Origin of the sequence: Cryobacterium sp. PAMC25264, assembly GCF_019443325.1 — a bacterium.
Taxonomy (GTDB): domain Bacteria; phylum Actinomycetota; class Actinomycetes; order Actinomycetales; family Microbacteriaceae; genus Cryobacterium.
Map to the genome: position 1 here is coordinate 1,433,596 of NZ_CP080383.1, position 24,976 is coordinate 1,458,571.

Here is a 24,976-nt window from a genome sequence, read left to right on the forward strand (position 1 = left end):
GTCAGTTAGCTCTCGCCACCGGCCGAGCCGGTCGTGCCGGCGGAGACGTCGTGCAGGCTGTACTTGTCGATGGCCTGCTGGATGACGCTGCGGTCCAGTTCGCCGCTGTTGGCCAGCTGCTGCAGGGTACGCACCACCATCGATGGGCCGTCGATCTTGAAGAACCGGCGGGCGGCGGGGCGGGTGTCGGAGAAACCGAAGTCGTCCGCACCCAGCGTCGCGAAGTCGCCGGGGATGAACTGGCGGATCTGGTCGGGCACGGCGTGCATGAAGTCGCTCACCGCGACGAACGGGCCGGCAGTGTCGGCCAGCTTGTCGGTGACGTAGGCCGTGCGCGGCTCCTCGTTCGGGTAGAGGAAGTTGTGCTCCTCAGCCGCGAGGCCGTCCCGGCGCAGCTCGGCCCAGGAGGTCACCGACCAGACATCGGCGGACACCCCCCAGTCCTCGGCGAGCAGGGTCTGCGCCTCGAGGGCCCACGGCACCGCGACGCCGGAGGCCAGCAGCTGTGCCTTAGGCCCGGCGACGGTGGACTCCGACACGCGGTGGATGCCGCGGATGATTCCGTCCACATCCACATCGGCGGGTTCGACCGGCTGCACCTGCGGCTCGTTGTACACCGTGATGTAGTACATGACGTTCGGGTCGGTGTGGGTTCCGCCGTACATCCGCTCCAGGCCGGACCGCACGATGTGCCCGATCTCGTAGCCGAACGCCGGGTCGTAGGACACGACGGCCGGGTTGGTCGAGGCGAGCAGGGGCGAGTGGCCGTCGGCGTGCTGCAGGCCCTCACCCGTGAGGGTGGTGCGGCCGGCGGTGGCGCCGATCATGAAACCACGGGTCATCTGGTCGCCGGCGGCCCACATGGCGTCGCCGGTGCGCTGGAAGCCGAACATCGAGTAGAAGACGTAGACCGGGATGAGCGGCTCACCCTGGGTGGCGTACGACGTTCCGACGTTGGTGAACGCGGCGAGGGCGCCGGCCTCGTTGATGCCCACGTGGATGATCTGGCCCTGCGGGCTCTCCTTGTAGGCGAGCAGCTGGGCGTGATCCACCGAGGTGTAGTGCTGGCCGTTGGGGTTGTAGATCTTCGCGTTCGGGAAGAACGCGTCGATGCCGAAGGTGCGGGCTTCGTCGGGGATGATCGGCACGATGCGGTGGCCGAAGTCCTTCGAGCGCAGCAGCTCCTTGAGCAACCTGACGAACGCCATGGTGGTGGCGATCTCCTGCGTGCCGGAGCCCTTCTTGGTGATGGCGTAGGTGGAGTCGTCCGGCAGGTTCACCTGGGTGTACTTGCTCCGACGCTCCGGCAGGTACCCGCCCAGCGCACGACGGCGCTCGTGCAGGTACTGGATGGCCTCGTCGTTCTCGCCAGGGGTGTAGTACGGCGGCTGGTACGGGTTGGCCTCGAGCTGGGCATCCGTGATGGGCACGTGCATGCTGTCGCGGAACGTCTTGAGATTGTCCAGCGTCATCTTCTTCATCTGGTGGGTCGCGTTGCGTCCCTCGAAGCTCGGGCCGAGGCCGTAGCCCTTGACCGTCTTCGCCAGAATGACCGTGGGCTGGCCCTTGTGCTCGGATGCCGCCTTGAACGCAGCGTAGACCTTGCGGTAGTCGTGGCCGCCGCGCTTGAGGTTCCAGACCTGGTCGTCGGTGTAGCCCTCGACAAGCTTGAGGGCGCGAGGATCGCGGCCGAAGAAGTTCTCGCGCACGTAGGCGCCGCTTTCGGCCTTGTAGGTCTGGTAGTCACCGTCGGTGGTGACGTTCATGAGGTTGAGCAGGGCGCCGTCGGTGTCGCGGGAGAGCAGGTCGTCCCACTCGCGGCCCCAGACCACCTTGATGACGTTCCAGCCGGCACCGCGGAAGAAGCTCTCCAGCTCCTGGATGATCTTGCCGTTGCCGCGCACCGGGCCGTCGAGGCGCTGCAGGTTGCAGTTGACGATGAAGTTGAGGTTGTCGAGACCCTCGTTCGCGGCAACCTGGAGCTGACCGCGGCTCTCGACCTCGTCCATCTCGCCGTCGCCCAGGAACGCCCAGACCTGCTGGTCGCTGGCGTCCTTGATGCCGCGGTTGGTGAGGTAGCGGTTCAGCTGCGCCTGGTAGATCGCGTTGATCGGGCCCAGGCCCATCGACACCGTGGGGAACTGCCAGAACTCGGGCATCAGGCGCGGGTGCGGGTACGACGAGATGCCGTCGGGCGCGTGCGACTTCTCCTGACGGAACCCGTCCAGCTGATTGGCGCTCAGACGGCCCTCGAGGAAGGCGCGGGCGTAGGTTCCGGGGGAGGCGTGGCCCTGGATGAAGATCTGGTCGCCGCCGCCCGGGTGGTCCTGGCCGCGGAAGAAGTGGTTGAAGCCGGTTTCGTAGAGCGCGGCGGACGACGCGTAGGTGGAGATGTGGCCGCCGACGGCGATGCCGGGTCGCTGGGCGCGGTGCACGAGCACGGCGGCGTTCCAGCGGATCCAGGCGCGGTAGCGGCGTTCGATGTCTTCATCGCCGGGAAAGTCGGGCTCGTTCGTCGAGGCGATGGTGTTGATGTAGTCCGTGGTCGGAACCATTGGGACGTTGAGGTGCAGTTCCTTGGAGCGCTTGAGCAGGCTGAGCATGATCTCGCGGGCCCGGGCCGGACCGTTGGCCGCGACAAGCGCTTCGAGAGATTGCGACCATTCGCTCGTCTCTTCGGGATCGGCGTCCGTGTTATCCATGGAGTACGGGTCTTGGTCGTTGACAGTCACACTCGACCTCTTTCTGTAGGGCAGATCGTGTGGGGGAAGGATCATGCCTGGTTAGGCGTGCCGGACACAGCCCGGCCGGGTCACGACCGAAAGGCACCACGTCAGCCTAGTGATTCTTGCTGGGAAGCGTGCACGGGACGGGGCGTGTTCGCCGGTGGCACGTCCGCCGCCTTCGAACAGGGGACACCCCGGGCGGATCGTCCGGGTTGGAACGCCCGGGTTCGGCGGCTAGGCTGTCCCCCCGTATTCAGCCATCGTTCCCCGGTGGCCGGGAAGGACACGCACCATGGCACTGGAGAACGACACCCAGGCTCCGGATTTCGAACTCGTCAGTCAATTCGGCGAGACCATTCAACTCAGCCGCTACCGGGGCGAGAAGTCGGTCGCCCTGGTCTTCTTCCCCCTCGCGTTCTCCGGAATCTGCAGCGGTGAGCTGTGCGAGCTGCGGGACAACCTGGGTCTCTTCGCCGACAACAACGTCGAACTCATCGGTATCTCGGTCGACTCGCGGCACACCCTGCGGGCGTGGGGGGAACAGCAGGGCTACGGTTTCACGCTGCTCGCCGACTTCTGGCCGCACGGCTCTGTCGCGAAGGAGTACGGGGTGTTCCTCGAGGAGAAGGGCTTTGCCAATCGGGCGACGTTCCTCATCGACACGAACGGCATCATCCGGGCGAGCTTCATCACCGCGCCAGGGCAGGCCCGTTCGCTCGAGGCCTACCGTGCGGCCCTGGACGAACTGCATCCGGCGCCGTCGTTTTCCGGCAGCTGACGTTGTGTCGTAGGCTTGTCCCATCCTGACCCGGTTCGTTCCGGTCGGGGCCTTTAGCTCAGTTGGTAGAGCGCCACGTTTACACCGTGGATGTCATCGGTTCGAGCCCGGTAGGGCCCACACTTCCTCTCGAGTTCCCACACCGTAGTTCCACACCCGGGCCCGGTGGGCCCGGCGGTTACGAGGTCACCATGGCATCACGGCAGGAGACGGCCGCCCGCGTCGTGGATGCTCATGTCTGATCGCGTGGCCTTCGGCGCGGCCGTCGAGGAGCTGTCGCTCGCCTTCGAACGCCGCACGAGTCTGTGTCGCCCGTTCCTGCGGGTACTGCCCGTCACCGGTGCCGCTATTTCCACCCTCGGCCATCCGTTCGGCTCCGAGACGCTCTGCGCCAGCGACGCCCAAGCGGCCCGGCTCGACGAACTGCAGTTCGACCTCGGCGAGGGTCCATGCTGGGATGCCCTCACCCACCGCCGTCCGGTGCTCAGCCAGGAATTCCGCACCGACGACACCCGCTGGCCGCTGTTCTCCGAGGCGCTCGGTACCGCCGAGGTGGGTTCGCTTTTCGCGTTTCCTCTGGCCCTGGGCAGCCTCAACATCGGCGCCGTCGACCTGTATAGCCGGCAGCCGGCCACGCTGACCGACGTCCAGGTGGGCGATGCCACGACCCTGGCAACAATCTGCGCCCGGCAGGTGCTGCGCCGCAGCCTGGCGGACCAGCCCCAACCGGGCCCGGACGAGGACGGTGACGGCTTCTCCCGCCGGGAGGTCCACCAAGCCACCGGGATGGTCCTCGCCCAACTCGGGGTGAGCGCTGCCGATGCCCACCTGATCATCACGGGCTACGCTTTCGCGCGGGGCCGCACGGTGCGTGAGGTCGCTGCCGACATCGTGGCCAGGCGCCTGGATTTTACCGACGAGTGGGCATCCCCGCCTGAGCCCTCGTCAGACTCATTATGATGGAGTGATGGCAACAAAGACCCGTGAAGGCCAACTCGTCGAGGCCTTCGTGACACTCGCCGACACGCTCGTCGTCGGGTACGACCTCGTTGATCTGCTGCACTCTCTGGTCTCCAAGTGCGTGCCGCTGTTCGAAGCCTCCGCGGCCGGCATCATCCTCACCGACGAGGAGGAATTCGAAGTCGTCGCGTCCACAAACGAACGCAGCCGCCTGGTCGAGATCCTGCAGCTGCGCAGTGGCAGCGGTCCGTGCGTGGAGAGTGTCATCACCGGGCGCTCCGTCTCCGTGCCCGACATCGACGCATCCGGCCCCAAATGGCCCCGTTTCCGGGACGGTGCCCTCGAGCAGGGCTTTGGATCCATGTTCTCTGTGCCGATGCGCCTTCGCGCGACGACCATCGGCTCCCTCAACCTGTTCTGGGAACGCACCGGTGGGCTGCCCGCGGAGGACTCGCCGACGGTGCAGGCCCTCGCCGACGTCGCCACCATCGGAATCCTTCAGGAGCGGGCGCTGCGGGAAAGCGATGTCGCCCGCCAGCAGCTGCAGTACGCGCTGAGCAGCCGCGTGGTCATCGAACAGGCGAAGGGCGTGGTGGCGTACACCCGCGGGGCCAGCATGGACGAGGCGTTCACCCTCATTCGCACGCATGCGCGGTCGAACGGCCTCCCGCTGGCCGATGTCGCCGCGCAAATCGTGAGCGGCGACCTCGCACTCTGACGGTCACCGCCGTAGAATCACTCGTAGAGCCCCAGACCCCGGCTTCACGACCGAGGTATCACGTGAACCAGCAGGGGTGCGCCATGAAACGAATTTTCCATCCCGGGGGATCCATCATCACCGGCAGTGACCTCGCCGACGCGGTGATGCGGTACGCCGAGGCTCTGAGCAACCGCAGAGAGACGGATGTCGTGGACATCCCGGTCATCTCCGATGACGGCAGCCCGGGTCGGGCCCAGTTTCTCATCGGCGCCGCGAGTCAGCTGGTCAGTGTCACCAGTGCCGACGTTCTCGCCGAGCTGACCGAGACGGCTACCACGGAGGCGTTGCATCTGAAGGTGACCCGTCGGGGGCGCCCTTCGTCCTCGGCGTGGGCGGGCGCAGTGGTCGGGTCGCCGCAGTTCGACGAATTCGACTACTGAGGCAGGCGCCCGGTCTGCTCAGGCGACTGTTCTACTCGGCCACCTGTTTTCCTCAGACACTGACCGCCGAGACGCGTGACGCCGACTCGTGCGACGTCGCAGCGCCCCGGGCGATGAGCACGGGAACGTTGATGTTCATCAGCACATCGTGGGTTACCGAGCCGATCAGGCTGCTGTCGCCGTGCCGTGCCGAGACGCCCAGGATCAGCAGCGCCGCGTCGAAGCTCGCGTCCAGCAGTGCCTCGGCGGGGTCCCGGTGGGCCACCCGGCGCCGGACCGTGATGCGGGAGGACGTGGCCGCCGCCACGGCGGCCGCGCGGCTCATCAGGCCAGCGGTTTGCGGGCTGCGGTCGTCGGGGGAGTCGGAACGGGATTCGGCCCGGTTCGACTCCGCTCGTTGCAGGGTGGGCGGAGCGTAGACCAGGAGCAGGTCCTGGTCGAGGCGGTCCGCCTCCTGCGCGCCCATCTGCACGGCGGGGAGGGAGCCCTCGGTGCCGTCGATGCCCACGACGACGTCGTGACGGGATTCGAGGGTTGTGTCGGGGACGATGGCGACCGAGCACCGTGCCGCTGACGCGATCTGCACGCTTCGGGAGCCGAGTACCCGGCCCCGGAGGAACCCGGTCTTGTGGGTTCCGACGATGAGCAGGTCTTCGGGGCTGGGCAGTTTTGCCAGTTCCCACGCCGTCCCGCCGTGCACGATCCGGGTCGTCAGGCTCACCCCCGTGTGCAGGGCGTCGACCCGGGCGGACTCCTCCGAGAGGAGTTCCCTGGCCTGGCGTTCGGCGTCGGCGGCGGCGTCCCGTCCGACCAGACCCCACTCGTCGTCGACGGTGTTCACCAGGACCACGGCTGCACCGCGTTCGGAGGCCCGGCGTACGCCCCACCGGAGGGCGGCGCGGCTGGGGCCCGAGCCGTCCACACCGATGTAGTAGGTGGCGCTCATGAGGTCGCCCCCGATCGCGTGGTGTCGGCGTCCGCGCGAGCGGGTGGCACAACCAAGACCGGGCACGGCATGTTCAGGAGCACGTCGTGACTCACCGACCCGAGAATCAGGCCGGCGACGGCCCCACGCCCGTGGGTGCCCACCACCAGGACGCTCGCCCTCGCGGCCGCTTCGACGAGGACCGGTGCCGCGGCGCCCTGCATGAGGACCGCTGACGCGGCCAGGCCGGGGTGGGCGTCGGTGACCCGCTGCAGGGCCCGGTCCACGATGTCGGTGTGGGCTTCGATCAGTGCGTCGTACGGGACCGCGGCACCGAAGTCGACGCCCAGCGTGGCCGGGATGGACCAGGCGTGCACGATGTCGAGGGGTTGCCCGAGCCGGACGGCCTCTGCCGCTGCCGCGCCGAGGGGGGCGTCCTGGGTACCGTCGTCCTCGACTCCCACGACGACCCGGTCGCCGCCGGAGACCCAGCCGGCGGGGACCACTGCGACGGCGCAGGGCGCATGTGCGGCGAGCTTGAGCGGCAGGGTGCCGTGCACGGCTCCGGCCAGCGCGCCGGTCTTGTTGGTGCCGATCACGATCAGGTCGGCATCGGCCGCGGCCCGCACGAGCTCGTCCACGGGGACACCGCGACGGACGACGCTGAGGGTCTTGAGCTCAGGGAGGTTCTTCTCGACGAACCGGGTGGCCTCGGCCAGGGCCCGCTCGTACACCGGCTGAAAATCGTCGTCGGGCCCGTCAACGGGCGACCAGCCCAGTTCGACGACCGTGGTCAACTCCAGCCTCATCGGCACGGTGGCGGCTCTGGCCAACGCCCAGTCCAGGGCTGCCCGACTCGCCGGCCCCCCGTCGACGGCTACGATCACTCTCTCAACCATGAGTTGATCTCCAGTTCTTCCCGGTGGTGCGTCGGGAGATGCCATGTCTCCAGGGTGGCAAGATCCCCTAAACTGCGAAAGGGCCGAAGGTCCCAGTCAGTTACACTTTGGGCTAGCGCGAACCGAAAGGGGACGCATTCTGTGACCGTTCCTGAGACCAGGCTCTCCTTTCCCGACGGGCCGCGGTCGGCCCTCGACCAGGCGCTGTCCGAACTCGTCCTGAACGCCCAGAAGGTGCTCGCCACCCAGGGGAGGCTGCGCAGCCTGCTGCAGGCCAGCCAGGCCGTCGTCGAGGAACTCGACCTCGCCGCGGTCCTTCGGCGCATCGTGGACGTGGCCGTCGACCTCGTCGGCGCCCAGTACGGCGCCCTCGGCGTCATAGCCCCCAGCGGCAACCTCGAGCAGTTCATCCACGTGGGAATCCCCGACGAGCTGGCCGCCCGGATCGGGCACCTGCCGAACGGGCACGGCCTTCTCGGCGCGCTCATCGACGACCCGCACGCCATCCGCCTGACCCACCTGGGCGAGGACCCGCGGTCCTCGGGCTTCCCGGCACATCACCCGCCGATGGACAGCTTCCTCGGTGTCCCTGTTCGGGTGCGCGGCGAGGTGTACGGCAACCTCTACCTGTCCAACCAGATCTCCGGCGGCTTCAGCGAGGAAGACGAGGAACTCCTGACGGCCCTCGCCGCCACGGCGGGCATCGCGATCGACAACGCCCGTCTGTTCGACGAGACCCGGCGGCGCCAGCGCTGGTCGGCCGCGTCAGCGGAGATCAGCGCGGCCCTGCTGTCCGACCGGGCGGATGCCTCGCTCGAACTCCTCGCCGACCGGTTCGCCTCGCTCGCCGACGCGGACCTGGTCTGCGTGGTCCTGGCCGCGGGGGAGGGCACCCTCATCGTCGACACCGCCCGCGGCACGCAGGCCAAGCGGGTCAAGGGCCTCGTCATCCCGTCGGCCGGGACCACCGTGGGGCGCGCCTTCGACAGCGGCCAGCCCATCCTCACCGCCGACAGCGGAGCCAGCCTGGACCAACCGGACGCCCAGCTCGTGCTCGGCCCGACCATGGTCATCCCGCTGCTGGCCTCGGGCCGCACCCACGGCGTCATGACGGTCTCCCGTTCGACGGGCCGCCCCCGCTTCACGACGAGCGACCTGGAGATGGCGGCGGACTTCGCCGGCCAGGCCAGCGTGGCACTCGAGCTCGCCCGCGGGCGTACCGCCGGGCAGAAGCTGGCCCTGCTCGAGGACCGCAGCCGGATCGCCAGGGACCTGCACGACAACGTGATCCAGCGGGTCTTCGCCGCAGGCATCGGCCTGCAGGCCATCAGCGGATCCGTCGACGATGCGGATGTGCGTGAACGGATCATCGAGGAGGTCGTCGCCCTCGACGTGGCCATCGTCGAGATCCGCACCGCGATCTTCGCCCTGACCGCGCAGACCAGCCGGGACCGTGGTTCGATCCGGCACCGCGTCATCGACCTGCTCAGCGAGCTGGCGTCCCTGTTCCCGCAGACACCCCGTCTGGTCTTCACCGGTCCGATCGACCTGCTCACCCCTCCGGCGATGTCCGACGATATCGCCGCGGTCATCCGTGAGGGCCTGATGAACGTGGTCCGCCACGCCGAGGCCACCGAGACCGTCGTCAACCTCAGCGTGGGCGACGACCTCGTCGTCATCGAGGTCGTCGACAACGGTGTCGGCGTCACGGAATCTGATCGGCGCAGCGGCCTGGCCAACCTGGCGGCGCGCGCCGAACAGTGGGGCGGTGACGTCGTGCTCGAGAACCGGGCCAGGGGCGGCAGCCGATTACGCTGGACCGCCGGTATCGAACCCGAACCCGTACGAAAGGAACCGTCATGATCCGAGTCTTCCTGGTGGATGACCACGAGGTCGTGCGCCGCGGAATCGCGGACATGATCAACGCCGAACCCGACCTCGAGGTGGTCGGCGAGGCGTCAACGGCCCGTCAGGCCGTGGCCAGGGTCGCGGCCACCGTGCCCGACGTCGCCGTGCTCGACGTCCGGCTGCCCGACGGCAGCGGGATCGACGTGTGCCGCACCATCCGGTCGGCCAACCCCGTCGTGCAGTGCCTGATGCTCACCGCCTACGACGACGACGAGGCCAGTTATTCCGCTGTCCTGGCCGGCGCCGCCGGCTACGTCCTCAAGGACATCCGCGGCCAGCACCTCGTCGAATCCATCCGGCGGGTCGCCCGCGGCGAGTCGCTCGTTCAGAAAGCCGTGACCCGCAAGGTCGTCACCGAACTGACCGGCACCGCCGCCGATTCCCCGGCGTCCAACCTGACCACACGGGAGCGTCAGGTGCTCGAGCTCATCGCCGAGGGACTGACGAACCGGCAGATCGGCGACCAGCTCGACCTCGCCGAGAAGACCGTCAAGAACTACGTGTCCGGCCTGCTCGCCAAGCTCGGCATGGCCCGGCGCACCCAGGCGGCCGTGTACGGCGCCGGTCTCCGGCCGCGGTAGTCCCATGGACAGAGCCCGTCGGAATCGTGAAATCCCCGGCCCCGGCCAGGAATCCGTCTGGGACTACCCGCGGCCGCCGCGGGTGGAACCGAGCTCCGAGCACGTCGTCCTATGGTTCAACGGCCGGGTGATCGCCGACACCCGTGAGAGCGTCCGGGTGCTGGAGACCAGCCATCCGCCGACCTACTACCTGCCGCGAACCGCGTTCGCGCCCGGAGTGCTGGTGCCCGTGAACGGGCACAGCGTGTGCGAGTACAAGGGACTGGCGTCCTACCTCAGCGTCGTCGTCGGCGACGTCCACGCGGACGCCGTGGCCTGGTACTACCCGGCGCCGCTGGCCGGATTCGAGGCCCTGGCCGGCCGGGTGGCCGTGTACCCCGGCCGTCTGGACGAGTGCACCGTGGACGGGGAGACCGTGCGGGCCCAGCCGGGCGACTTCTACGGCGGCTGGATCACTGACCGCATCGTCGGCCCGTTCAAGGGCGCACCGGGAACCCTCGGCTGGTGAACGGCCGGTCCGCGTCCCCGTGCCCGTCCGCCGACAAGTAGGCTGATGGGGTGTCATTCTCGCTTGCTGAAGTAGCCCGGGTCTCCCATGACCTGTGGCCGCTCTCCGGAGCCGAGGACTGGGACGCGCCGGGCCTGATCAGCGGCGACCCCGCGCACCGGGTGGACTCCATCCTTCTGGCCGTCGACGCCGTGGCGGACACTGTCGCCGAGGCCGTCGAGTCCGGTGCCGACCTGCTGCTCACACACCATCCGCTTCTGCTACGCGGTGTGACGACCGTGGCCGAAGACGGCTACAAGGGTGCCCTGCTGGCCCGGCTCATCCGCGCCGACTGCGCCCTTCTGGCCGCGCACACCAACGCCGACATCGTCGCCGACGGCGTGTCCGACGTGTTCGCCCAGCGACTGGGCCTCGTCGACGTGCGCCCGATCACCGCGGGCGACACGCCGGGGACCGGCATCGGCCGGGTCGGGAGGCTCCCCGAACCGACCACGCTGGGGCACCTCGCCCGGCGACTGGCCGACCTGATCCCGCCGACGGCATCCGGCGTGCGCGCCGCGGGCGGCTACACAGACGTCGTCTCGACCATCGCCCTCTGTGGCGGCGCCGGAGACTCGCTTCTGCGCGAACCGCTGGTGCGCGGCGCGGACGTCTTCATCACCTCCGACCTGCGGCACCACCCGGCGTCGGAGTCCCGGGAACAGTCCGTGCTGGCCGGGGTTGGCCCTGCCCTCATCGACGTGTCACACTGGGCCAGCGAATGGCTGTGGCTGGACGTCGCGGCCGCCGCGCTCCGGCAGGCGCTGCCCGGAATCCGGGTCACGGTCAGCGAACTGCGCACCGACCCGTGGGACTTCGCCGTCACCCAGTGAGCCCCGCTCACCCCCGCTCATTTCAAACTCCATAATCATGAAGGTCAGGACATTGTGAAGGCATCCCCCCAGAGCAGAAAGAACTCCTGCGGCTCCAGGCCCTCGACATCCGTCTGCAGCAGGTCGAACACCAGGCGAAGGCGCTTCCCCAGCACGCCGAGCTCGCGTCGCTCGCGCGCACCCTCGACGCGTCCAAGACGGTCCTCACGGGGCGTACCGGCGAGGTCGAGGATGCCCGGATCGAGCTGCGCCGGATCGAGTCCGACGTGGAGGTCGTGGAGAAGCGGATCGCCCGGGACACCGACCGCGCCCAGCACACCTCCTCGATCAAAGACGTGCAGGCGTTGGAGACCGAACTCGCCGCTCTGACCGGCCGCCTGTCCGCCCTCGAGGAGATCGAACTCGCGGTGATGGAACGGCTCGAGGAGAAGGAAGCCGCCGTCGCCGAGACCGAGGCCGAACGCGCCGCCGTGGCGACCAGGGTCGCCGAGATCGAGGCGGACCGCGACGTGCTCCTGGTGGACCTGAACCGTCAGCTCGGCGAGCTGGCCCGCGACCGGGAGGCCATCGTCTCCGCCATCGGCGCCGACCTCGCCGCGCTCTACGAGAAGCGCCGGGTCGCCGGCCGCGGCAATGCCGCATCGCTGCTCCGGGCCCGCACCTGCAGCGGCTGCACCATGACCCTGACCGGCAACGACCTCGAAGACGTGCGGGCCGCTCCGGCCGACGACATCGTCTTCTGCCCGGACTGCGGCGCCATCCTGGTCCGCACGGAGGAATCCGGCATCTGATCAACCCGGCCGGTGCCCGGTCCGGTACCGGGCCGGCGCCGGAGGCCTGTAGGCTCGACGACGGAATGGGTCGGCAAGACGGTCGCGTCATCCGAGCTCTTCGGAGCCCGCGATGCCGAGGAACGTCCGGGCTCCACAGAGCAGGACGGTGGGTAACACCCACCCGGGGCAACCCGCGAGACAGTGCCACAGAAAATAGACCGCCTGGAGCTTCGGCTCAAGGTAAGGGTGAAACGGTGGTGTAAGAGACCACCAGCGGCCAGGGTGACCTGGCTGGCTCGGTAAACCTCGTCCGGAGCAAGGTCACACAGGGAACGTCAAGGCTGCTCGCCGAGTTCCCGGGTAGACCGCTAGAGGGCTGCGGCAACGTAGTCCCGAGATAGATGGCCGTCCAGAGCGCAAGCAGGGACAGAACCCGGCGTACCAGCCGGCCCATTCCCCCAACCTGTGAGTCCCGCGTGACCATCCCGGCGGGGGTGGCGGCGGTCAGGAAGGGCTTCTACGCTGGGCCCATGGCCACCACCTCGTCATACCCGCCCGGTACGCACCCCGCCACGGGACCGGACAGCCTGCCGGGAGCTCCTAGACCGGGCGCGAGGCTTCGGCAGCTGCTGACCCGGACACGTGCCTGGATCCACCGGCACCCGCGCCTGCGCACCCCGTACCGGTTCCTGGTGGGGGCCGCTGGGCTGACGGTGATCGTCATCGGCCTCATCCTGGTGCCGCTTCCCGGCCCGGGCTGGCTCATCGTGTTCGTGGGGGTGGCGGTGCTGGGCACCGAGTTCCCCGCCGCGCACCGGATCACGCTGTCGGTGCGGCGCATGGCGCACCGGGTGCGACAGTGGTGGCGGGCGCGCCGGGACCGCCAGGGCGCTCGGTCCTCAGGTGCAGGAGTCGAGGCGGCGTAAGGCAGTGCCGGTCCGGATCAGGCCGTGACGGGGGCGTGCTTGACGGCAAGGGCCGCAGCGCCGAGGATGCCCGCGTTGTTGCGGTGCACGGCCGGGATGATGCGCGTGTTCAGGTCCAACAACGGCAGGAAGTCCTCGTGGTGCTTCGACACGCCGCCGCCGACGATGAACAGGTCCGGGGTGAATAGGGCCTCCAACCGGCTGTAGTACTTCTGCAGCCGGGCCGCCCACTTCTCCCAGCTGAGGTTGTCGCGTTCCTTGGCCGAGAACGCCGCGCGGGTCTCGTAGTCCACGCCGTCGATCTCGAGGTGGCCGAGTTCGGTGTTGGGCACCAGCTCACCGTCGTTGATCAGCGCCGTGCCGATGCCGGTGCCCAGCGTGGTCAGCAGGACCACACCGTCCACATCGCGGGCGGCGCCGAACTGCGACTCGGCGTAGCCGGCCGCGTCGGCGTCGTTGACGAAGTGGATGGGAACGCCCAGACCCTTCTCGAAGAGCTTCTCCGCGGCCAGGCCGATCCACTTGTCCGACACGTTCGCCGCGGACATGGTGTGCCCGTGCTTGACGACGGCCGGGAAGCAGACGCCGATCGGAAGGTCGCTGGTGCCGCTGGAGACCGTGGCGAGCAATTGGCGCGTGGTCTCGATGATGTCCTGCGGGCGGCCGCCCTTGGGGGTGGGCAGTTTGATTCGGGAAGAGAGCAGGGCGCCGGTGGACAGGTCGACCACGGCCCCCTTGATGCCGGTTCCGCCGATATCGATGCCGATGGCAGTGGATGAACTCATGCAGCCAATCTACCGGCTACGCGCGGCGGCTTCGGTAGCCGGCTACGGGAGGGTCAGGATTTCGGCGCCGCGTTCGGTGACCACGAGGGTGTGTTCGAACTGGGCGGTGATGCTGCGGTCCTTGGTCAACACGGTCCAGTCATCCGCCCACATGTCCCACTCGCTCGTGCCCAGGGTGAGCATGGGTTCGATCGTGAAGACCATGCCGACCTCCATGACGGTGTCGTACTGCGGCGCTGAGTCGTAGTGCGGGATGATCAGACCGGAGTGGAATGCATCACCCACGCCGTGGCCGGTGAAGTCCCGCACCACGCCGTAGCCGAACCGCTTGGCATAGGACTCGATCGTGCGGCCGATCACATTGACCTGACGCCCGGGGGCGACGGCCTTGATACCGCGGGCCAGGGCCTCCCGGGTGCGGTCGACGAGCAGGGTGACCTCCTCCGAGGCCTCCCCGACGATGAAGGTGACGTTGGAGTCTCCGTGCACGCCGTTCTTGAACGCGGTGATGTCGATGTTCACGATGTCGCCGTTCTCCAGCACGGTGTCGTCGGGGATGCCGTGGCAGATGACTTCGTTCACCGACGAACACAGCGACTTCGGGTAGCCCCGGTAACCCAGCGTGGAGGGATAGGCGCCCTGGCCGATCACGTACTCGTGGCCGATCCGGTCCAGTTCCTCCGTCGTGACGCCGGGCCGCACGGCGCGGCCGACCTCCTGGATGGCCTCGGCGGCGATCCGCCCCGACTCGCGGATCAGCGCGATGCGGTCGGGGGAGTACACATCGGAGCCGGTGAACCGGGCCGGTGCGGTCCGTCCGACGTACTCCGGACGGGGGATCTGGGAGGGAACGGAGCGGTGGCTGGACACGGCTCCTGGAATGAGGTGACCGATGGAATCCTTAGGCATAGGATCAAGCTTATGGCCGAAGATACTGAGCACCAGTTCTGGTACAACATGCGCACGGGCGCCGTCGAGCAGGGTCTGCTCTCACCGTCGGTGGACCGCGTGGGTCCGTTCGCGACGTTCGACGAGGCGACGCACGCACTGGACAAACTCCGCGCGAACAGCGCGAAGTGGGCCGAGGACGACGCCACCGACGAGAGGTAGACCGCCGGCAGGTCCTCCTGCGCAGAGCTACTCGTAGCTGTGCTCGGGGCCAGGATAGGCGCCGGAGTCGACGTCGGCCTTGAAGGCGTGCACGGCATCCGTGAGCGCCGAACGCATATTTGCGTACTGCCGGACGAAGCGGGGTACCCGGCCGCCAGTCATGCCCGCGAAGTCGGTCCAGACCATGAGCTGGCCGTCGACAGCCGGGCCGGCGCCCACGCCGATGGTGGGGATGTCAAGCTTCTCGGTGATCAGTGCCGCCACCGCAGAGGGCACCATCTCCAGAACCACCGCGAACGCGCCCGCCTCTTGCACGGCGAGGGCGTCGGCCATGAGCTGGTCGGCGGCGGCACCGCGGCCCTGGATGATGTGGCCGCCCAGACCGTGCTCGCTCTGCGGAGTGAAGCCGATGTGGGCCATCACAGGGATACCGGCCGAGACGATCCGGGAGATCTGCTTGCGGCTGCGCACCCCGCCCTCGAGCTTGACCGCGTGGGCCTGCGCCTCCTTCATGAACCGCACGGCGGTGTGCAGGGCCTCTGATGGACCGGTCTCGTAGGTGCCGAAGGGCATGTCCGCCACCACAAGGGCGCGCGTCACTGCGCGGGCGACGGCGCGCGTGAGGGGGATGAGCTCGTCGACCGTGACCGGGAGGGTGGTCTCGTAGCCGAAGACGTTGTTGCCGGCCGAATCGCCCACGAGGAGGAAGTCGATCCCGGCCTGGTCGAAGATCTGCGCGGTGAGCATGTCATAGCTGGTCAGGCCCGTGATCGGGATGCCCTGCTGTTTCGCGTTCTGGAAATGCCTGGTGCGCACCCGCTTGGGTCCGGAGGGGACACTGACATACGGATTCTGCACCTCGACGGCATTGGCGGCGTCCGGTGTGACTGGCTCAGGCATGTGCCCAGTGTAGTCAGCGACAGATTCGGCATCCCGATCCGGCCTGCGGATGCCCGGCCCGATTCGTCCGCGCGATCAGCCGGTTTTCGCGCGCGCACCGGCGGCAGCCGGTAGCCTAGGAGCAACAAGAAAGGGCGTGGATGGACAAGCAGCGCGACTTCGTTCTTCGGACCATCGAGGAACGGGGCATCAAGTTCATTCGACTATGGTTCACCGACGTAGTCGGCACCCTGAAGTCGGTCGCGATCGCACCGGCCGAGGTCGAGGGGGCGTTCGCCGAGGGACTCGGCTTCGACGGCTCCGCGATCGAGGGCCTCACGCGCTCCTTCGAAGCCGACGTACTGGCCCACCCGGACCCCACCACCTTCCAGATTCTGCCCTGGCGTGGCGAGGTCGACCCCACCGCGCGGATGTTCTGCGACATCACCACGCCGGACGGCCAGCCCGCCGTCGCCGACCCCCGGAACGTGCTCAAGCGCACCCTGGCGAAGGCCGCCGAACGCGGGTTCACCTTCTACACGCACCCGGAGATCGAGTTCTACCTGCTCAAATCCTCGAAGTTCGGCAAGAACGGGCCCGTCCCCGTCGACTCCGCCGGCTACTTCGACAACGTTCCAGGCGGCACAGCGCACGACTTCCGCCGCCGTTCCGTGCGGATGCTCGAAGACCTCGGCATCTCGGTGGAGTTCAGTCACCACGAGGCCGGCCCCGGCCAGAACGAGATCGACCTGCGTTACGCGGATGCCCTGACCACTGCGGACAACATCATGACGTTCCGCACCGTGATCAAGGAAGTGGCGATTGAGCAGGGCGTCTACGCGACGTTCATGCCCAAGCCGCTTTCCGACCAGCCTGGCTCTGGCATGCACACCCACCTGTCGCTCTTCGAGGGCGACACCAACGCCTTCTACGAGGCGGGAGCCCAGTACCAGCTGTCCACGACGGGCCGCCAATTCATTGCCGGATTGCTCCGCCACGCTCCCGAGATCACGGCGGTGACCAATCAGTTCGTGAACTCGTACAAGCGGCTCTGGGGTGGCGACGAGGCGCCCAGCTTCGTCTGCTGGGGTCACAACAACCGGTCGGCACTCATCCGGGTTCCGCTCTACAAGCCCAACAAGGGGCAGAGCTCGCGCATCGAGTACCGCGCGATCGACTCGGCGGCCAACCCGTACCTGGCCTACTCGTTGATGCTGGCCGCCGGGCTGAAGGGCATCGAAGAGGGCTACGAACTGCCGCCGGAAGCTGAGGACAACGTCTGGGGTCTCAGCGACACGGAACGCCGCGCCCTGGGGTACCACCAGCTGCCCGCCAGCCTCGATCACGCCATCCAGTACATGGAGGAGTCCGAACTGGTCGCCGAGACCCTCGGCGAGCATGTCTTCAACTACGTGCTGCTGAACAAGCGCCAGGAATGGCGCGAGTACCGGTCGCAGGTCACCCCGTTCGAGCTCAACAAGAACCTCGAGATGCTCTAAGGGCAATCCCAGCCAGGCAGACTCAGACAGGCGCACACCATGGCGAGAGAACAGCTGACCCTGACAGACCTCGCTCGGGTGGGCTTCGCCGATCTCGGCGAAGCCCGCGCACGCCTCGACGAGGTCAGCGAGTTGGGCGGGCCTGACCCGTCCGACCTTTTCCCGTTGCTCAGCCGCGCGGCGAACCCGGACGCGGCTCTGTTTGCCGTGATCTCGTTCGTCCGGCAGTGTCCGGCCGAGTTCGCCGTGCTCCGACGACACCCCGGTGCCGTGCAGCGCCTGATCCTGGTCGCCGGCGCGTCGACGGGCCTGACCGACTTCTTCCTGCGGCACCCCGACCAACTCGCGGTACTGCACGAGAAGACCACGGCGCTGCCCGGTCTGGCCGAGCTGACCGGCGACCTGCTCGACGCTGTGAAGTCGACGGACGGTGTCGCGGCCCTGGTCGACGACGCCGGCTGGGTGGCCCTGCGGGTACGTTACCGCCGCCGGCTCGCCGAGCTGGCCGCGTTCGACCTCGAACAGGCCGACCCCGTCGGCGGCCTCGACAGGATCGCGCGGCAACTGTCCCATCTGGCCGCCGCCGCGCTGGAGGCGTCCCTGGCGGTTGCCCGGGGGATGGCCGGCGGTCCCGTGGCGGCCCCCGGCGTGTTCCCACTCGAGCAGGTGCGCCTGACCAAGCTGGCCGTGATCGGCATGGGCAAGGCCGGCGCGGGCGAGCTCAATTACGTCAGCGATGTCGACGTCATCTTCGTCGCCGAAGGGGACCAGGACGCCGGCCTCGACACGGGTAGGGCCGTGGACATCGCCACCCGGCTGGCGATCCTCATGATGCGCGGCCTCAACCAGCCCACCGTTGAGCCAGAGCTGTGGGAGGTGGACCCCAACCTACGGCCAGAAGGCAAGTCGGGAGCACTCGTGCGCACCCTGGAGTCCCACATCGCCTACTACGACAGGTGGGCCAAGAGCTGGGAGTTCCAGGCGTTGCTCAAGGCCCGGCCCCTCGCCGGGGACGTCGACCTCGGTTCCCGGTACGTCGCCGCGGTCGCGCCCAAGGTGTGGACCAGCGCGAGCCGGGAGAACTTCGTCGAGTCGGTGCAGCGGATGCGCGAACGCGTGACCAGCAACATTCCTGCCGACGAGGTCGCCGTGCAGCTCAAACTCGGCCCCGGTGGCCTGCGGGACATCGAGTTCACGGTGCAGCTGCTGCAGCTCGTGCACGGTCAGGCCGACCCTGACGTGCGCCAGCCCGGTACGTTGCCGGCGCTGGCCGCCCTGGCCGAATCCGGCTACGTCGGCCGGGCGGAGGCCGCGGAGTTCGCCCAGGACTACCGGATGCTCCGGCTCATGGAACACCGCCTGCAGCTGGACCGTCTCCGTCGCACCCACCTGCTGCCCCGGGACGAGGCCGGTCTGCGGGTGCTCGCGCGCGCCACCGGCCTGGCTACCAGCGCGGCCGGGCTGAGCGCCAGGTGGGAGGCCACCAAACACCGGGTTCGAGGTCTGCACGAACGGCTGTTCTACCGCCCGTTGCTCTCAGCCGTGGCGGCTCTGCCCGCCGAGGGGCTCAACCTCACGAGCGCCCAGGCGGAGGCACGACTGGCGGCCATCGGTTTCCGCAACACGGCGGGAGCGCTGGCTCACATTGCCGCGCTCACGAGCGGGGTGTCCAGGCGCGCGACCATCCAGCAACACCTACTGCCGGTTCTGCTCCAGTGGCTCTCCGACGGCGCCGACCCGGACTACGGTCTGCTCGCGTTCCGTCGGCTGAGCGACAGCCTGGGCTCCACCTACTGGTTCCTGCGGATGCTGCGCGACTCGTCCGGAGCCGCCGAACGCCTGACCCGGGTGCTCTCCGCCTCGCGGTTCGTCGGGGAGCTCTTCGAGACCATTCCAGAGGCCGTCGCCTGGCTGGAGCACGATGACGAGCTGCGCCCGAGGCCCCTCGGCGTGCTGCAGGACGAGGCACGGGCTGTCCTGGCCCGGCACGGCAGCCCCGACGCGGCCGCGTCGGTGCTGCGCACCAGCCGGCGGCGGGAGATGCTGCGCCTGGCCCTGTCGGCGATCCTCGGCCGCATCAGCATCGACGAGCTGGCGACAGGCCTCACGGATGTGGCCACCGTGATCATCCAGGGGGTGCTCGGCGCCATCCGCGGCACCGGTCTCACCGGCGACGACGGTCCGCTGGCGCCGGACGGTATCGAGTTCGCGGTCATCGCACTGGGCCGGTTCGGGGGAGCGGAGCTGGGCTTCGGCTCCGACGCCGACGTCATGTTCGTCTTCCGGCCCGGCATGCTCGAGGGCGGCGCGGCGCACGACCGGGCGACGTTCATCGTGCGCGAGCTGAACCGGCTCACCGACGACAACAGACTGCCGCTGGACCTCGATATCGGTCTGCGCCCGGAGGGCAAGAACGGGGCCGTGGTGCGCTCCCTTGACTCCTACCAGGCCTATTACCGCCGCTGGTCGCTCACCTGGGAGGCGCAGGCGCTGCTGCGCGCCCGCGGCATCGCCGGGGAGCCGGCGCTCGTGGAAAGCTTCCACGCCGTGATGGACCCCGTGCGGTACCCTGAGGCCATCTCCGAGCAGGACGTGCGCGAGATCAAACGGATCAAGGCGCGGGTGGAGAACGAACGTCTGCCGCAGGGCGCCGACCCCAACCGGCACCTCAAGCTGGGCCGCGGCTCACTGAGCGACGTGGAATGGTTCGTGCAGCTGCTGCAGCTCCAGCATGCTGCCGCGCTGCCGGCGCTGCGCACGACCTCCACCCTCGAGGCACTGGAGGAAGCCACCCGGGATTCGCTGGTGACGGCGCCGGAGGCGGCGACGCTCCGGGCGGCGTGGCTGTTTGCGTCCCGGTGCAGGTCGGCCATCACCCTATGGACCAACAAGACCGCCGACGTGCTGCCGAGCGACCGGATGCAGCTGGACGGTGTGGCCCGCATGATGGAATACCCGCCCGGCTCGGCCAACCAGCTGGAGGAAGACTATCTCGCGGTCACTCGCCGCGCCCGCGCGGTGTTCGAGCGCCGGTTCTACGGCCCCGTGGAGCGACCCGGGGCCTTCTCGGGTTAACGACCGAAGGGCCGCGACCTTGCGGTGGCGGCCCTTCGGCTCAATGAGTGCTCTTCTGCTTAGACGCCGTAGTACAGTTCGAATTCGAACGGGTGCGGACGCTGCGCGAGGGGCTTGATCTCCTTCTCGCGCTTGTAGTCGATCCAGGTCTCGATGAGCTCCGGGGTGAAGACGTTGCCGGCCAGCAGGAAGTCGTGGTCGGCCTCCAACGCCTGCAGCGCCTCTTCGAGCGAAGCGGGAACCTGGGGGATGTTCTTGGCCTCTTCGGGCGGCAGCTCGTAGAGGTCCTTGTCGACCGGCTCGTGCGGTTCGATGCGGTTCTTGATGCCGTCAAGGCCGGCCATCAGCTGGGCGGCGAAGGCGAGGTACGGGTTTCCGGAGGCGTCGGGTGCGCGGAACTCGAGACGCTTGGCCTTCGGGTTGGTGCCGGTGATCGGGATGCGGATCGACGCTGAACGGTTGCCGGCCGAGTAGACCAGGTTGACCGGTGCTTCGAAGCCCGGCACCAGGCGGTGGTACGAGTTGACCGTCGGGTTGGTGAAGGCGAGCACGGCGGGGGCGTGCTTGAGCAGGCCACCGATGTACCAGCGCGCCACGTCGGAGAGTCCGCCATAGCCGGCCTCGTCGTAGAACAGCGGCTTGCCCTCAGACCACAGGGACTGGTGGGTGTGCATACCGGAGCCGTTGTCGCCGAAGAGCGGCTTGGGCATGAACGTGGCGGTCTTGCCCCACTCGTGTGCCGTGTTCTTGACGATGTACTTGAACTTGAGCAGGTCGTCGGCCGCGTGCACCATGGTGTCGAACTTGTAGTTGATCTCACCCTGGCCGCCGGTGCCGACCTCGTGGTGGCTACGTTCGAGCACCAGGCCGGCGTCGATGAGCTTCAGGCAGATGTCGTCGCGCATGTCGGCGTGCTGGTCGACGGGGCTGACCGGGAAGTAGCCGCCCTTGTAGGGGGTCTTGTTGGCGAGGTTGCCGCCCTCTTCCTTGCGGCCGGAGTTCCAGGCGCCCTCGCCGGAGTCGACGGAGTAGAAGCTGGTGTGCTGGTTGACCTCGTAGCGCACGTCGTCGAAGATGTAGAACTCGGCTTCGGAGCCGAAGTACGCGGTGTCGCCGATGCCGGTGGACGCGAGGTACTTCTCGGCCTTCTTGGCCACCTGGCGCGGGTCCTTGGAGTAGATCTCGCCGTTGCGCGGGTTGTAGATGTCGAACAGCATGATGAGCGTGCGCTCGGCGCGGAACGGGTCGACGAAGGCGCTCGTGACGTCGGGGATCAGCTGCATGTCTGATTCGTGGATCGACGCGAAACCGCGGATCGACGAGCCGTCGAACATCTGGCCGACGGTGAAGAACTCCTCGTCAACGGTCGACGCGGGGATGTTGAAGTGCTGCTGCACACCCGGCAGGTCGGTAAAGCGGAGGTCAAGGAACTTGACATCGGTGTCCTTGATGAAAGCGAGCACTTCGGACGAATCGCGGAACATGCGGTTTAACTCCAAACGACGTAGGCGTGGGTGACTATCAATGTCGCACACTGCGGCTTCCCCGACACTATTACGGACGGGTTACTTAAGAATGACGCTTATGTTTCCGCAATGTTACAGGGGAGGTCGCTCGGTAAACTGGGCGGGTGAACGCGACACCTCCAGGCCCCACGACTTTCGGGCAGCTCCCGCCCAGCACCTGGCCGGGGGAGCGGCTCGGCCTGCCCCGGAGCGGCCGGCACTCGGTGGGCCGGGTCGGCCGGCGCATCCTTGCCCTCGTTATTGACTGGGCGATCGCGGTGGGCCTGGCCTGCCTGATCTGGGGGTACACCCTGCTCGACTACGACGGTTTCGTCGTACTGGGCGTCTTTGTGCTCCTGCAGGCCGTCCTGCTCGCGACGCTCGGTGCCAGCATCGGCCACCTGTTGGTGGGTCTCCGCCTGATCAGCCTCAGCGGCGGACCGGTGGGCGTCTGGCGGCCCCTCGTGCGCTCCGTGCTGCTCGGCCTGGCCGTTCCCGCGTTGGTCTGGGATTCGGATCAGCGCGGCTTCCACGACAAGATCGCCGGCACGGTTCTGATCCGTCGGTAGCCGGGGTCGCTCCGGAGCATACAGACAGGGCACGGGAAGATCCCGTGCCCTGTTGTGGTGTGCCCGTGCGGCCGGTCAGTTGCCGCGCTGCGGGCGCGCCTTGGTCGGGTCGACACCCTTGGGGATCGGGAGCTTCTTGGCGATGGAGTTAAGGCGGTTGTTCACCGCGAGAACCTCGGCCTTGGTCAGCGACGGCTTGATCTTGGTCAGACGACGGGCGAGCTTGTGCAGCGGCACGGCGTCCGAGTCGGGTCCGACCGAGATGACCGTGACGGCGACGTTGCCGCCCACCTTGGCCACGGAGCGGCGTTCTTCGTCCACCATGCGGGCCGTGCGGGTGCGGGGGCCCTCGCTGATCAGCACGACACCGCCACGACCGACGGCGCGGTACACGGCATCCTGGGTCTTGCCGTTGACGGCGACCGGCATCTCACTGCCGACCCAGCCGCGCTTGAGCGAAGAACGCAGCACGGCGCCCACGGCTCCGGGCTGGCCCTCGATCTGTGAGTATGCGGCCTTCTCGGCGCGCCGACCCAGGATAATGAGCATCGCGAGCACACCGCCGAGCACTCCGGCGATGATCCACAGGGCTATGGTGAACCCGCTGTCCGGGGTCAGGAGCAGTGCGAGGATCAGCCCCACCGCGACCGGGATCAGGAAGCCCAGGATCATGAACAGAACGATGTTCGAGTCGTAGCGCCTGGTCATCTGGAAGACCTGCCACATTTGCTTCAAGCGGCCAGGTTCTTTGGGGGTGCGGGGACTCTTGTCCTTGCTGCGTGCCATGGTTCTAAGACTACCCAGTCGGTCGATATCCGCGTGACGGATTTAGGGTCAAACGGCCTGGCTGAACCCCGGGTGGCGTCGGCGAGGTGCTGCAGGCCGGCGGGAACGGGGCGCCCCGTCGCAGCCATGGACTGCGCCCAGAGGCGGCCGGCCCGGTACGACGACCGCACCAGGGGGCCGGAGAGGACCCCGAGGAAGCCGATTTCCTCGGCTTCTTCCTTGAGTTCGACGAACTCCTCAGGCCGTACCCACCTCGCCACCGGCAGGTGCCGGGGACTCGGGCGAAGGTACTGGGTGAGAGTGAGGATGTCGGTGCCCGCCTCGTGAAGGTCCCGCAGGGCTTCGGACACCTCGGCGCGCTCCTCTCCCATGCCCAGGATCAGGTTCGACTTGGTGATCAGCCCGGCTGCGCGCCCCTGGCTCAGAACGTCGAGCGACCTGTCGTAGCGGAAAGCGGGGCGGATGCGCTTGAAGATCCGGGGGACCGTTTCGACATTGTGCGCGAACACCTCGGGGCGGGCGGAGAACACCTCGGCGAGATGGTCGTGGTTTCCCGAGAAGTCGGGCACCAGGATCTCGACACCGGTACCGGGGCACTGGGCGTGGATCTGCCGGATCGTCTCGGCGTAGAGCCAGGCGCCCTCGTCGGGCAGGTCGTCACGGGCGACCCCGGTGACGGTGGCGTAGCGAAGGTCCATGGCCCGCACGGATTCGGCCACCCGGCGGGGCTCGTCGGTGTCGTAGTCCGCGGGTTTGCCCGTGTCGATCTGGCAGAAGTCGCAGCGCCGGGTGCACTGCGACCCGCCGATGAGGAAGGTCGCCTCGCGATCCTCCCAGCACTCATAGATGTTCGGGCAGGCGGCTTCCTGACAGACCGTGTGCAGGTTCTCGCTGGTCACCAGGTTCTGCAGTTGTCGGTACTCGGGGCCCATCCGCGCGCGGGTCTTGATCCAGGAGGGCTTCTTTTCGATGGGCGTCTCGGCGTTGCGGACCTCCAGCCGCAGCATCCGGCGCCCGTCGGGTGCGGCGCTCATGCGGGCACCGCCAGGTGGCTGCGGAAGGCGGCGGTGACGGAGGGCACGGCGTCCTCCGTGCTGACGGTGCGGCCGAGCACCCGGGTCATGGTGGTGACGCCGGCATCCGCGATGCCGCAGGCGACGATGCGGTCGTACGGCTCCAGGGAGTTGGCGCAGTTCAGGGCGAAGCCGTGCATGGTGACACCGTCGGCGACGCGGATGCCGATGGCGGCGATCTTGTCCTCGGCCCCGTCGGGCCCGACCCAGACCCCGCTGCGTCCGTGCACCTGTCTGCCGTCGATGCCGAAGTCGGCCAGGGCGTCGATGAGGACGGCCTCGAGCAGCCGCACGTAACCGACCACATCGATCGGTTCGGCCAGGCGCAGGATCGGATAGCCGACCAGCTGCCCTGGGCCGTGCCAGGTGATCCGGCCGCCGCGGTCGACGTCCACGACCGGGGTGCCGTCGGTGGGACGGTCCTCCGGCTGGGTGCGTTTGCCGGCCGTGTACACGGCGGGATGTTCGAGGAGCAGGACGGTGTTCGGTCGGTGACCGGACACCACCGTGCGGTGGACGGCGCGCTGGAGCTCAAGGCCCTCGAAATACGGCACGGAGTTGGCGCTTAGCCCCGCGACGACAAAGTCGAGCATGCGGCCAGTCTAGGGGGCCGCTCCTCCCCAGCGGGGGAGTCCCGCGAGATATTCCCCGACCTGCCCCGCAGCGACCCTGGCGGGCGTCCGGCGGGCACGGTGAGAC

At 68.2% G+C, this 24,976-nt stretch carries 24 protein-coding genes, 1 tRNA gene, 1 other RNA gene and 1 pseudogene; 16 read left to right on the forward strand and 11 right to left on the reverse strand.

The features are described from left to right. Nucleotides 1–5: 5 nt before the first annotated feature. Entirely contained in the window at nucleotides 6–2,732 is a 2,727-nt protein-coding gene (aceE, locus tag KY500_RS06560) for a pyruvate dehydrogenase (acetyl-transferring), homodimeric type (protein WP_066595255.1), read from the reverse strand. 286 nt (nucleotides 2,733–3,018) lie between these two features. Between aceE and KY500_RS06565 the strand changes: the two genes are divergently transcribed. The 5 genes from KY500_RS06565 to KY500_RS06585 all read left to right on the forward strand — a co-directional run bounded on the left by KY500_RS06565 (nucleotide 3,019) and on the right by KY500_RS06585 (nucleotide 5,604). Next, the gene (locus KY500_RS06565) at nucleotides 3,019–3,504 is read left to right on the forward strand and encodes a peroxiredoxin (RefSeq protein WP_219902832.1); all 486 of its coding nucleotides are present in this window, start codon (nucleotides 3,019–3,021) and stop codon (nucleotides 3,502–3,504) included. A gap of 47 nt (nucleotides 3,505–3,551) precedes the next feature. Then, nucleotides 3,552–3,624 (forward strand) — tRNA-Val (locus tag KY500_RS06570). Between the two features lie 114 nt (nucleotides 3,625–3,738). Next, the gene (locus KY500_RS06575) at nucleotides 3,739–4,464 is read left to right on the forward strand and encodes a GAF and ANTAR domain-containing protein (protein ID WP_219902833.1); all 726 of its coding nucleotides are present in this window, start codon (nucleotides 3,739–3,741) and stop codon (nucleotides 4,462–4,464) included. A gap of 7 nt (nucleotides 4,465–4,471) precedes the next feature. After that, nucleotides 4,472–5,182 (forward strand): GAF and ANTAR domain-containing protein, encoded by a 711-nt coding sequence (locus KY500_RS06580; protein WP_219902834.1) that lies wholly within the window; start codon nucleotides 4,472–4,474, stop codon nucleotides 5,180–5,182. Nucleotides 5,183–5,265: 83 nt separating this feature from the next. Beyond that, nucleotides 5,266–5,604 carry a hypothetical protein gene (locus KY500_RS06585; protein ID WP_219902835.1) on the forward strand — a complete coding sequence of 113 codons (339 nt, stop codon included), beginning with the start codon at nucleotides 5,266–5,268 and terminating at the stop codon, nucleotides 5,602–5,604. Nucleotides 5,605–5,656: 52 nt separating this feature from the next. Here the strand turns inward: KY500_RS06585 and KY500_RS06590 are convergent, their stop codons facing one another. Then, complete coding sequence (locus tag KY500_RS06590) at nucleotides 5,657–6,550, reverse strand: universal stress protein (RefSeq protein WP_219902836.1); 894 nt, start codon at nucleotides 6,548–6,550, stop codon at nucleotides 5,657–5,659. After that, entirely contained in the window at nucleotides 6,547–7,428 is an 882-nt protein-coding gene (locus KY500_RS06595; RefSeq protein WP_219902837.1) for a universal stress protein, read from the reverse strand. The genes KY500_RS06590 and KY500_RS06595 overlap by 4 nt, the downstream gene beginning before the upstream one ends. A gap of 141 nt (nucleotides 7,429–7,569) precedes the next feature. Here KY500_RS06595 and KY500_RS06600 point away from each other — a divergent pair, with 141 nt between their 5' ends. Genes KY500_RS06600 through KY500_RS06615 form a run of 4 tightly spaced genes read left to right on the forward strand, consistent with a single transcriptional unit; the run spans nucleotide 7,570 to nucleotide 11,297 of the window. After that, a complete protein-coding gene (locus tag KY500_RS06600; RefSeq protein ID WP_219902838.1) occupies nucleotides 7,570–9,291 on the forward strand; it encodes a GAF domain-containing protein in 1,722 nt (573 codons plus the stop codon). Next, nucleotides 9,288–9,917, forward strand: coding sequence for a response regulator transcription factor (locus KY500_RS06605; RefSeq protein WP_219902839.1), 630 nt, complete (start codon nucleotides 9,288–9,290; stop codon nucleotides 9,915–9,917). The genes KY500_RS06600 and KY500_RS06605 overlap by 4 nt, the downstream gene beginning before the upstream one ends. A gap of 4 nt (nucleotides 9,918–9,921) precedes the next feature. Then, nucleotides 9,922–10,425, forward strand: coding sequence for a DUF427 domain-containing protein (locus KY500_RS06610; RefSeq protein ID WP_219902840.1), 504 nt, complete (start codon nucleotides 9,922–9,924; stop codon nucleotides 10,423–10,425). A 50-nt stretch (nucleotides 10,426–10,475) separates the two neighbouring features. Then, complete coding sequence (locus KY500_RS06615) at nucleotides 10,476–11,297, forward strand: Nif3-like dinuclear metal center hexameric protein (RefSeq protein WP_219902841.1); 822 nt, start codon at nucleotides 10,476–10,478, stop codon at nucleotides 11,295–11,297. A gap of 44 nt (nucleotides 11,298–11,341) precedes the next feature. Here the strand turns inward: KY500_RS06615 and KY500_RS19205 are convergent, their stop codons facing one another. After that, complete coding sequence (locus KY500_RS19205; protein ID WP_255579852.1) at nucleotides 11,342–11,614, reverse strand: hypothetical protein; 273 nt, start codon at nucleotides 11,612–11,614, stop codon at nucleotides 11,342–11,344. Here KY500_RS19205 and KY500_RS06620 point away from each other — a divergent pair. The 3 genes from KY500_RS06620 (at nucleotide 11,573) to KY500_RS06630 (ending at nucleotide 12,996) form a co-directional block, all read left to right on the forward strand. Beyond that, nucleotides 11,573–12,088, forward strand: coding sequence for a zinc ribbon domain-containing protein (locus KY500_RS06620; RefSeq protein WP_255579853.1), 516 nt, complete (start codon nucleotides 11,573–11,575; stop codon nucleotides 12,086–12,088). The genes KY500_RS19205 and KY500_RS06620 overlap by 42 nt on opposite strands. Nucleotides 12,089–12,154: 66 nt before the next feature. Then, an RNA gene (gene rnpB / locus KY500_RS06625) (RNase P RNA component class A) lies at nucleotides 12,155–12,527 on the forward strand. A 73-nt stretch (nucleotides 12,528–12,600) separates the two neighbouring features. Further along, a complete protein-coding gene (locus KY500_RS06630; protein ID WP_219902842.1) occupies nucleotides 12,601–12,996 on the forward strand; it encodes a TIGR02611 family protein in 396 nt (131 codons plus the stop codon). Between the two features lie 17 nt (nucleotides 12,997–13,013). Here the strand turns inward: KY500_RS06630 and ppgK are convergent, their stop codons facing one another. Together ppgK and map are read right to left on the reverse strand one after the other, a co-directional pair. Then, entirely contained in the window at nucleotides 13,014–13,781 is a 768-nt protein-coding gene (gene ppgK, locus KY500_RS06635; RefSeq protein ID WP_219902843.1) for a polyphosphate--glucose phosphotransferase, read from the reverse strand. Nucleotides 13,782–13,823: 42 nt separating this feature from the next. Then, nucleotides 13,824–14,690: a type I methionyl aminopeptidase gene (gene map, locus KY500_RS06640; RefSeq protein WP_219902844.1), complete on the reverse strand. Its 867-nt coding sequence runs from the start codon at nucleotides 14,688–14,690 to the stop codon at nucleotides 13,824–13,826. Nucleotides 14,691–14,702: 12 nt separating this feature from the next. On the opposite strand from map, the gene KY500_RS06645 reads away from it, so the two are divergent. Continuing rightward, complete coding sequence (locus tag KY500_RS06645) at nucleotides 14,703–14,891, forward strand: SPOR domain-containing protein (protein ID WP_219902845.1); 189 nt, start codon at nucleotides 14,703–14,705, stop codon at nucleotides 14,889–14,891. Between the two features lie 27 nt (nucleotides 14,892–14,918). On the opposite strand, the gene panB is transcribed toward KY500_RS06645, so the two are convergent. After that, nucleotides 14,919–15,791, reverse strand: coding sequence for a 3-methyl-2-oxobutanoate hydroxymethyltransferase (gene panB, locus KY500_RS06650; protein ID WP_219902846.1), 873 nt, complete (start codon nucleotides 15,789–15,791; stop codon nucleotides 14,919–14,921). Between the two features lie 140 nt (nucleotides 15,792–15,931). Here panB and glnA (KY500_RS06655) point away from each other — a divergent pair, with 140 nt between their 5' ends. Both glnA (KY500_RS06655) and KY500_RS06660 read left to right on the forward strand, forming a co-directional pair. After that, nucleotides 15,932–17,269: a type I glutamate--ammonia ligase gene (glnA, locus tag KY500_RS06655; RefSeq protein ID WP_066595282.1), complete on the forward strand. Its 1,338-nt coding sequence runs from the start codon at nucleotides 15,932–15,934 to the stop codon at nucleotides 17,267–17,269. A gap of 39 nt (nucleotides 17,270–17,308) precedes the next feature. Then, a complete protein-coding gene (locus KY500_RS06660) occupies nucleotides 17,309–20,344 on the forward strand; it encodes a bifunctional [glutamine synthetase] adenylyltransferase/[glutamine synthetase]-adenylyl-L-tyrosine phosphorylase (protein ID WP_219902847.1) in 3,036 nt (1,011 codons plus the stop codon). Nucleotides 20,345–20,403: 59 nt separating this feature from the next. Here KY500_RS06660 and glnA (KY500_RS06665) read toward each other — a convergent pair whose 3' ends face one another. Next, a complete protein-coding gene (gene glnA / locus KY500_RS06665; protein ID WP_066595286.1) occupies nucleotides 20,404–21,828 on the reverse strand; it encodes a type I glutamate--ammonia ligase in 1,425 nt (474 codons plus the stop codon). A 146-nt stretch (nucleotides 21,829–21,974) separates the two neighbouring features. On the opposite strand from glnA (KY500_RS06665), the gene KY500_RS06670 reads away from it, so the two are divergent. Next, the gene (locus tag KY500_RS06670) at nucleotides 21,975–22,418 is read left to right on the forward strand and encodes an RDD family protein (protein ID WP_219902848.1); all 444 of its coding nucleotides are present in this window, start codon (nucleotides 21,975–21,977) and stop codon (nucleotides 22,416–22,418) included. Nucleotides 22,419–22,493: 75 nt separating this feature from the next. On the opposite strand, the gene KY500_RS06675 is transcribed toward KY500_RS06670, so the two are convergent. The 3 genes and pseudogenes from KY500_RS06675 to lipB all read right to left on the reverse strand — a co-directional run bounded on the left by KY500_RS06675 (nucleotide 22,494) and on the right by lipB (nucleotide 24,870). Beyond that, a complete protein-coding gene (locus tag KY500_RS06675; RefSeq protein ID WP_066595289.1) occupies nucleotides 22,494–23,204 on the reverse strand; it encodes a DUF4191 domain-containing protein in 711 nt (236 codons plus the stop codon). A 56-nt stretch (nucleotides 23,205–23,260) separates the two neighbouring features. After that, nucleotides 23,261–24,238 (reverse strand): annotated as a pseudogene (lipA, locus tag KY500_RS06680) (lipoyl synthase); the annotation flags it as partial. After that, nucleotides 24,235–24,870 carry a lipoyl(octanoyl) transferase LipB gene (lipB, locus tag KY500_RS06685; RefSeq protein WP_219902850.1) on the reverse strand — a complete coding sequence of 212 codons (636 nt, stop codon included), beginning with the start codon at nucleotides 24,868–24,870 and terminating at the stop codon, nucleotides 24,235–24,237. The gene lipB and the pseudogene lipA, both read right to left, overlap by 4 nt. Nucleotides 24,871–24,976 lie beyond the last annotated feature (106 nt).

Bases quoted from the DNA above. Each gene is read 5' to 3' on its own strand.
- KY500_RS06660 (WP_219902847.1), top strand. From the start codon at position 17,309: ATGGCGAGAGAACAGCTGACCCTGACAGACCTCGCTCGGGTGGGCTTC.
- lipB (WP_219902850.1), bottom strand. From the start codon at position 24,870: ATGCTCGACTTTGTCGTCGCGGGGCTAAGCGCCAACTCCGTGCCGTAT.
- KY500_RS06630 (WP_219902842.1), top strand. From the start codon at position 12,601: ATGGCCACCACCTCGTCATACCCGCCCGGTACGCACCCCGCCACGGGA.
- KY500_RS06580 (WP_219902834.1), top strand. From the start codon at position 4,472: ATGGCAACAAAGACCCGTGAAGGCCAACTCGTCGAGGCCTTCGTGACA.
- glnA (WP_066595286.1), bottom strand. From the start codon at position 21,828: ATGTTCCGCGATTCGTCCGAAGTGCTCGCTTTCATCAAGGACACCGAT.
- KY500_RS06565 (WP_219902832.1), top strand. From the start codon at position 3,019: ATGGCACTGGAGAACGACACCCAGGCTCCGGATTTCGAACTCGTCAGT.
- KY500_RS06575 (WP_219902833.1), top strand. From the start codon at position 3,739: ATGTCTGATCGCGTGGCCTTCGGCGCGGCCGTCGAGGAGCTGTCGCTC.
- ppgK (WP_219902843.1), bottom strand. From the start codon at position 13,781: ATGAGTTCATCCACTGCCATCGGCATCGATATCGGCGGAACCGGCATC.
- KY500_RS06605 (WP_219902839.1), top strand. From the start codon at position 9,288: ATGATCCGAGTCTTCCTGGTGGATGACCACGAGGTCGTGCGCCGCGGA.
- map (WP_219902844.1), bottom strand. From the start codon at position 14,690: ATGCCTAAGGATTCCATCGGTCACCTCATTCCAGGAGCCGTGTCCAGC.
- glnA (WP_066595282.1), top strand. From the start codon at position 15,932: ATGGACAAGCAGCGCGACTTCGTTCTTCGGACCATCGAGGAACGGGGC.
- panB (WP_219902846.1), bottom strand. From the start codon at position 15,791: ATGCCTGAGCCAGTCACACCGGACGCCGCCAATGCCGTCGAGGTGCAG.
- KY500_RS06675 (WP_066595289.1), bottom strand. From the start codon at position 23,204: ATGGCACGCAGCAAGGACAAGAGTCCCCGCACCCCCAAAGAACCTGGC.
- KY500_RS06590 (WP_219902836.1), bottom strand. From the start codon at position 6,550: ATGAGCGCCACCTACTACATCGGTGTGGACGGCTCGGGCCCCAGCCGC.
- KY500_RS06595 (WP_219902837.1), bottom strand. From the start codon at position 7,428: ATGGTTGAGAGAGTGATCGTAGCCGTCGACGGGGGGCCGGCGAGTCGG.
- KY500_RS06645 (WP_219902845.1), top strand. From the start codon at position 14,703: ATGGCCGAAGATACTGAGCACCAGTTCTGGTACAACATGCGCACGGGC.
- KY500_RS06610 (WP_219902840.1), top strand. From the start codon at position 9,922: ATGGACAGAGCCCGTCGGAATCGTGAAATCCCCGGCCCCGGCCAGGAA.
- KY500_RS06585 (WP_219902835.1), top strand. From the start codon at position 5,266: ATGAAACGAATTTTCCATCCCGGGGGATCCATCATCACCGGCAGTGAC.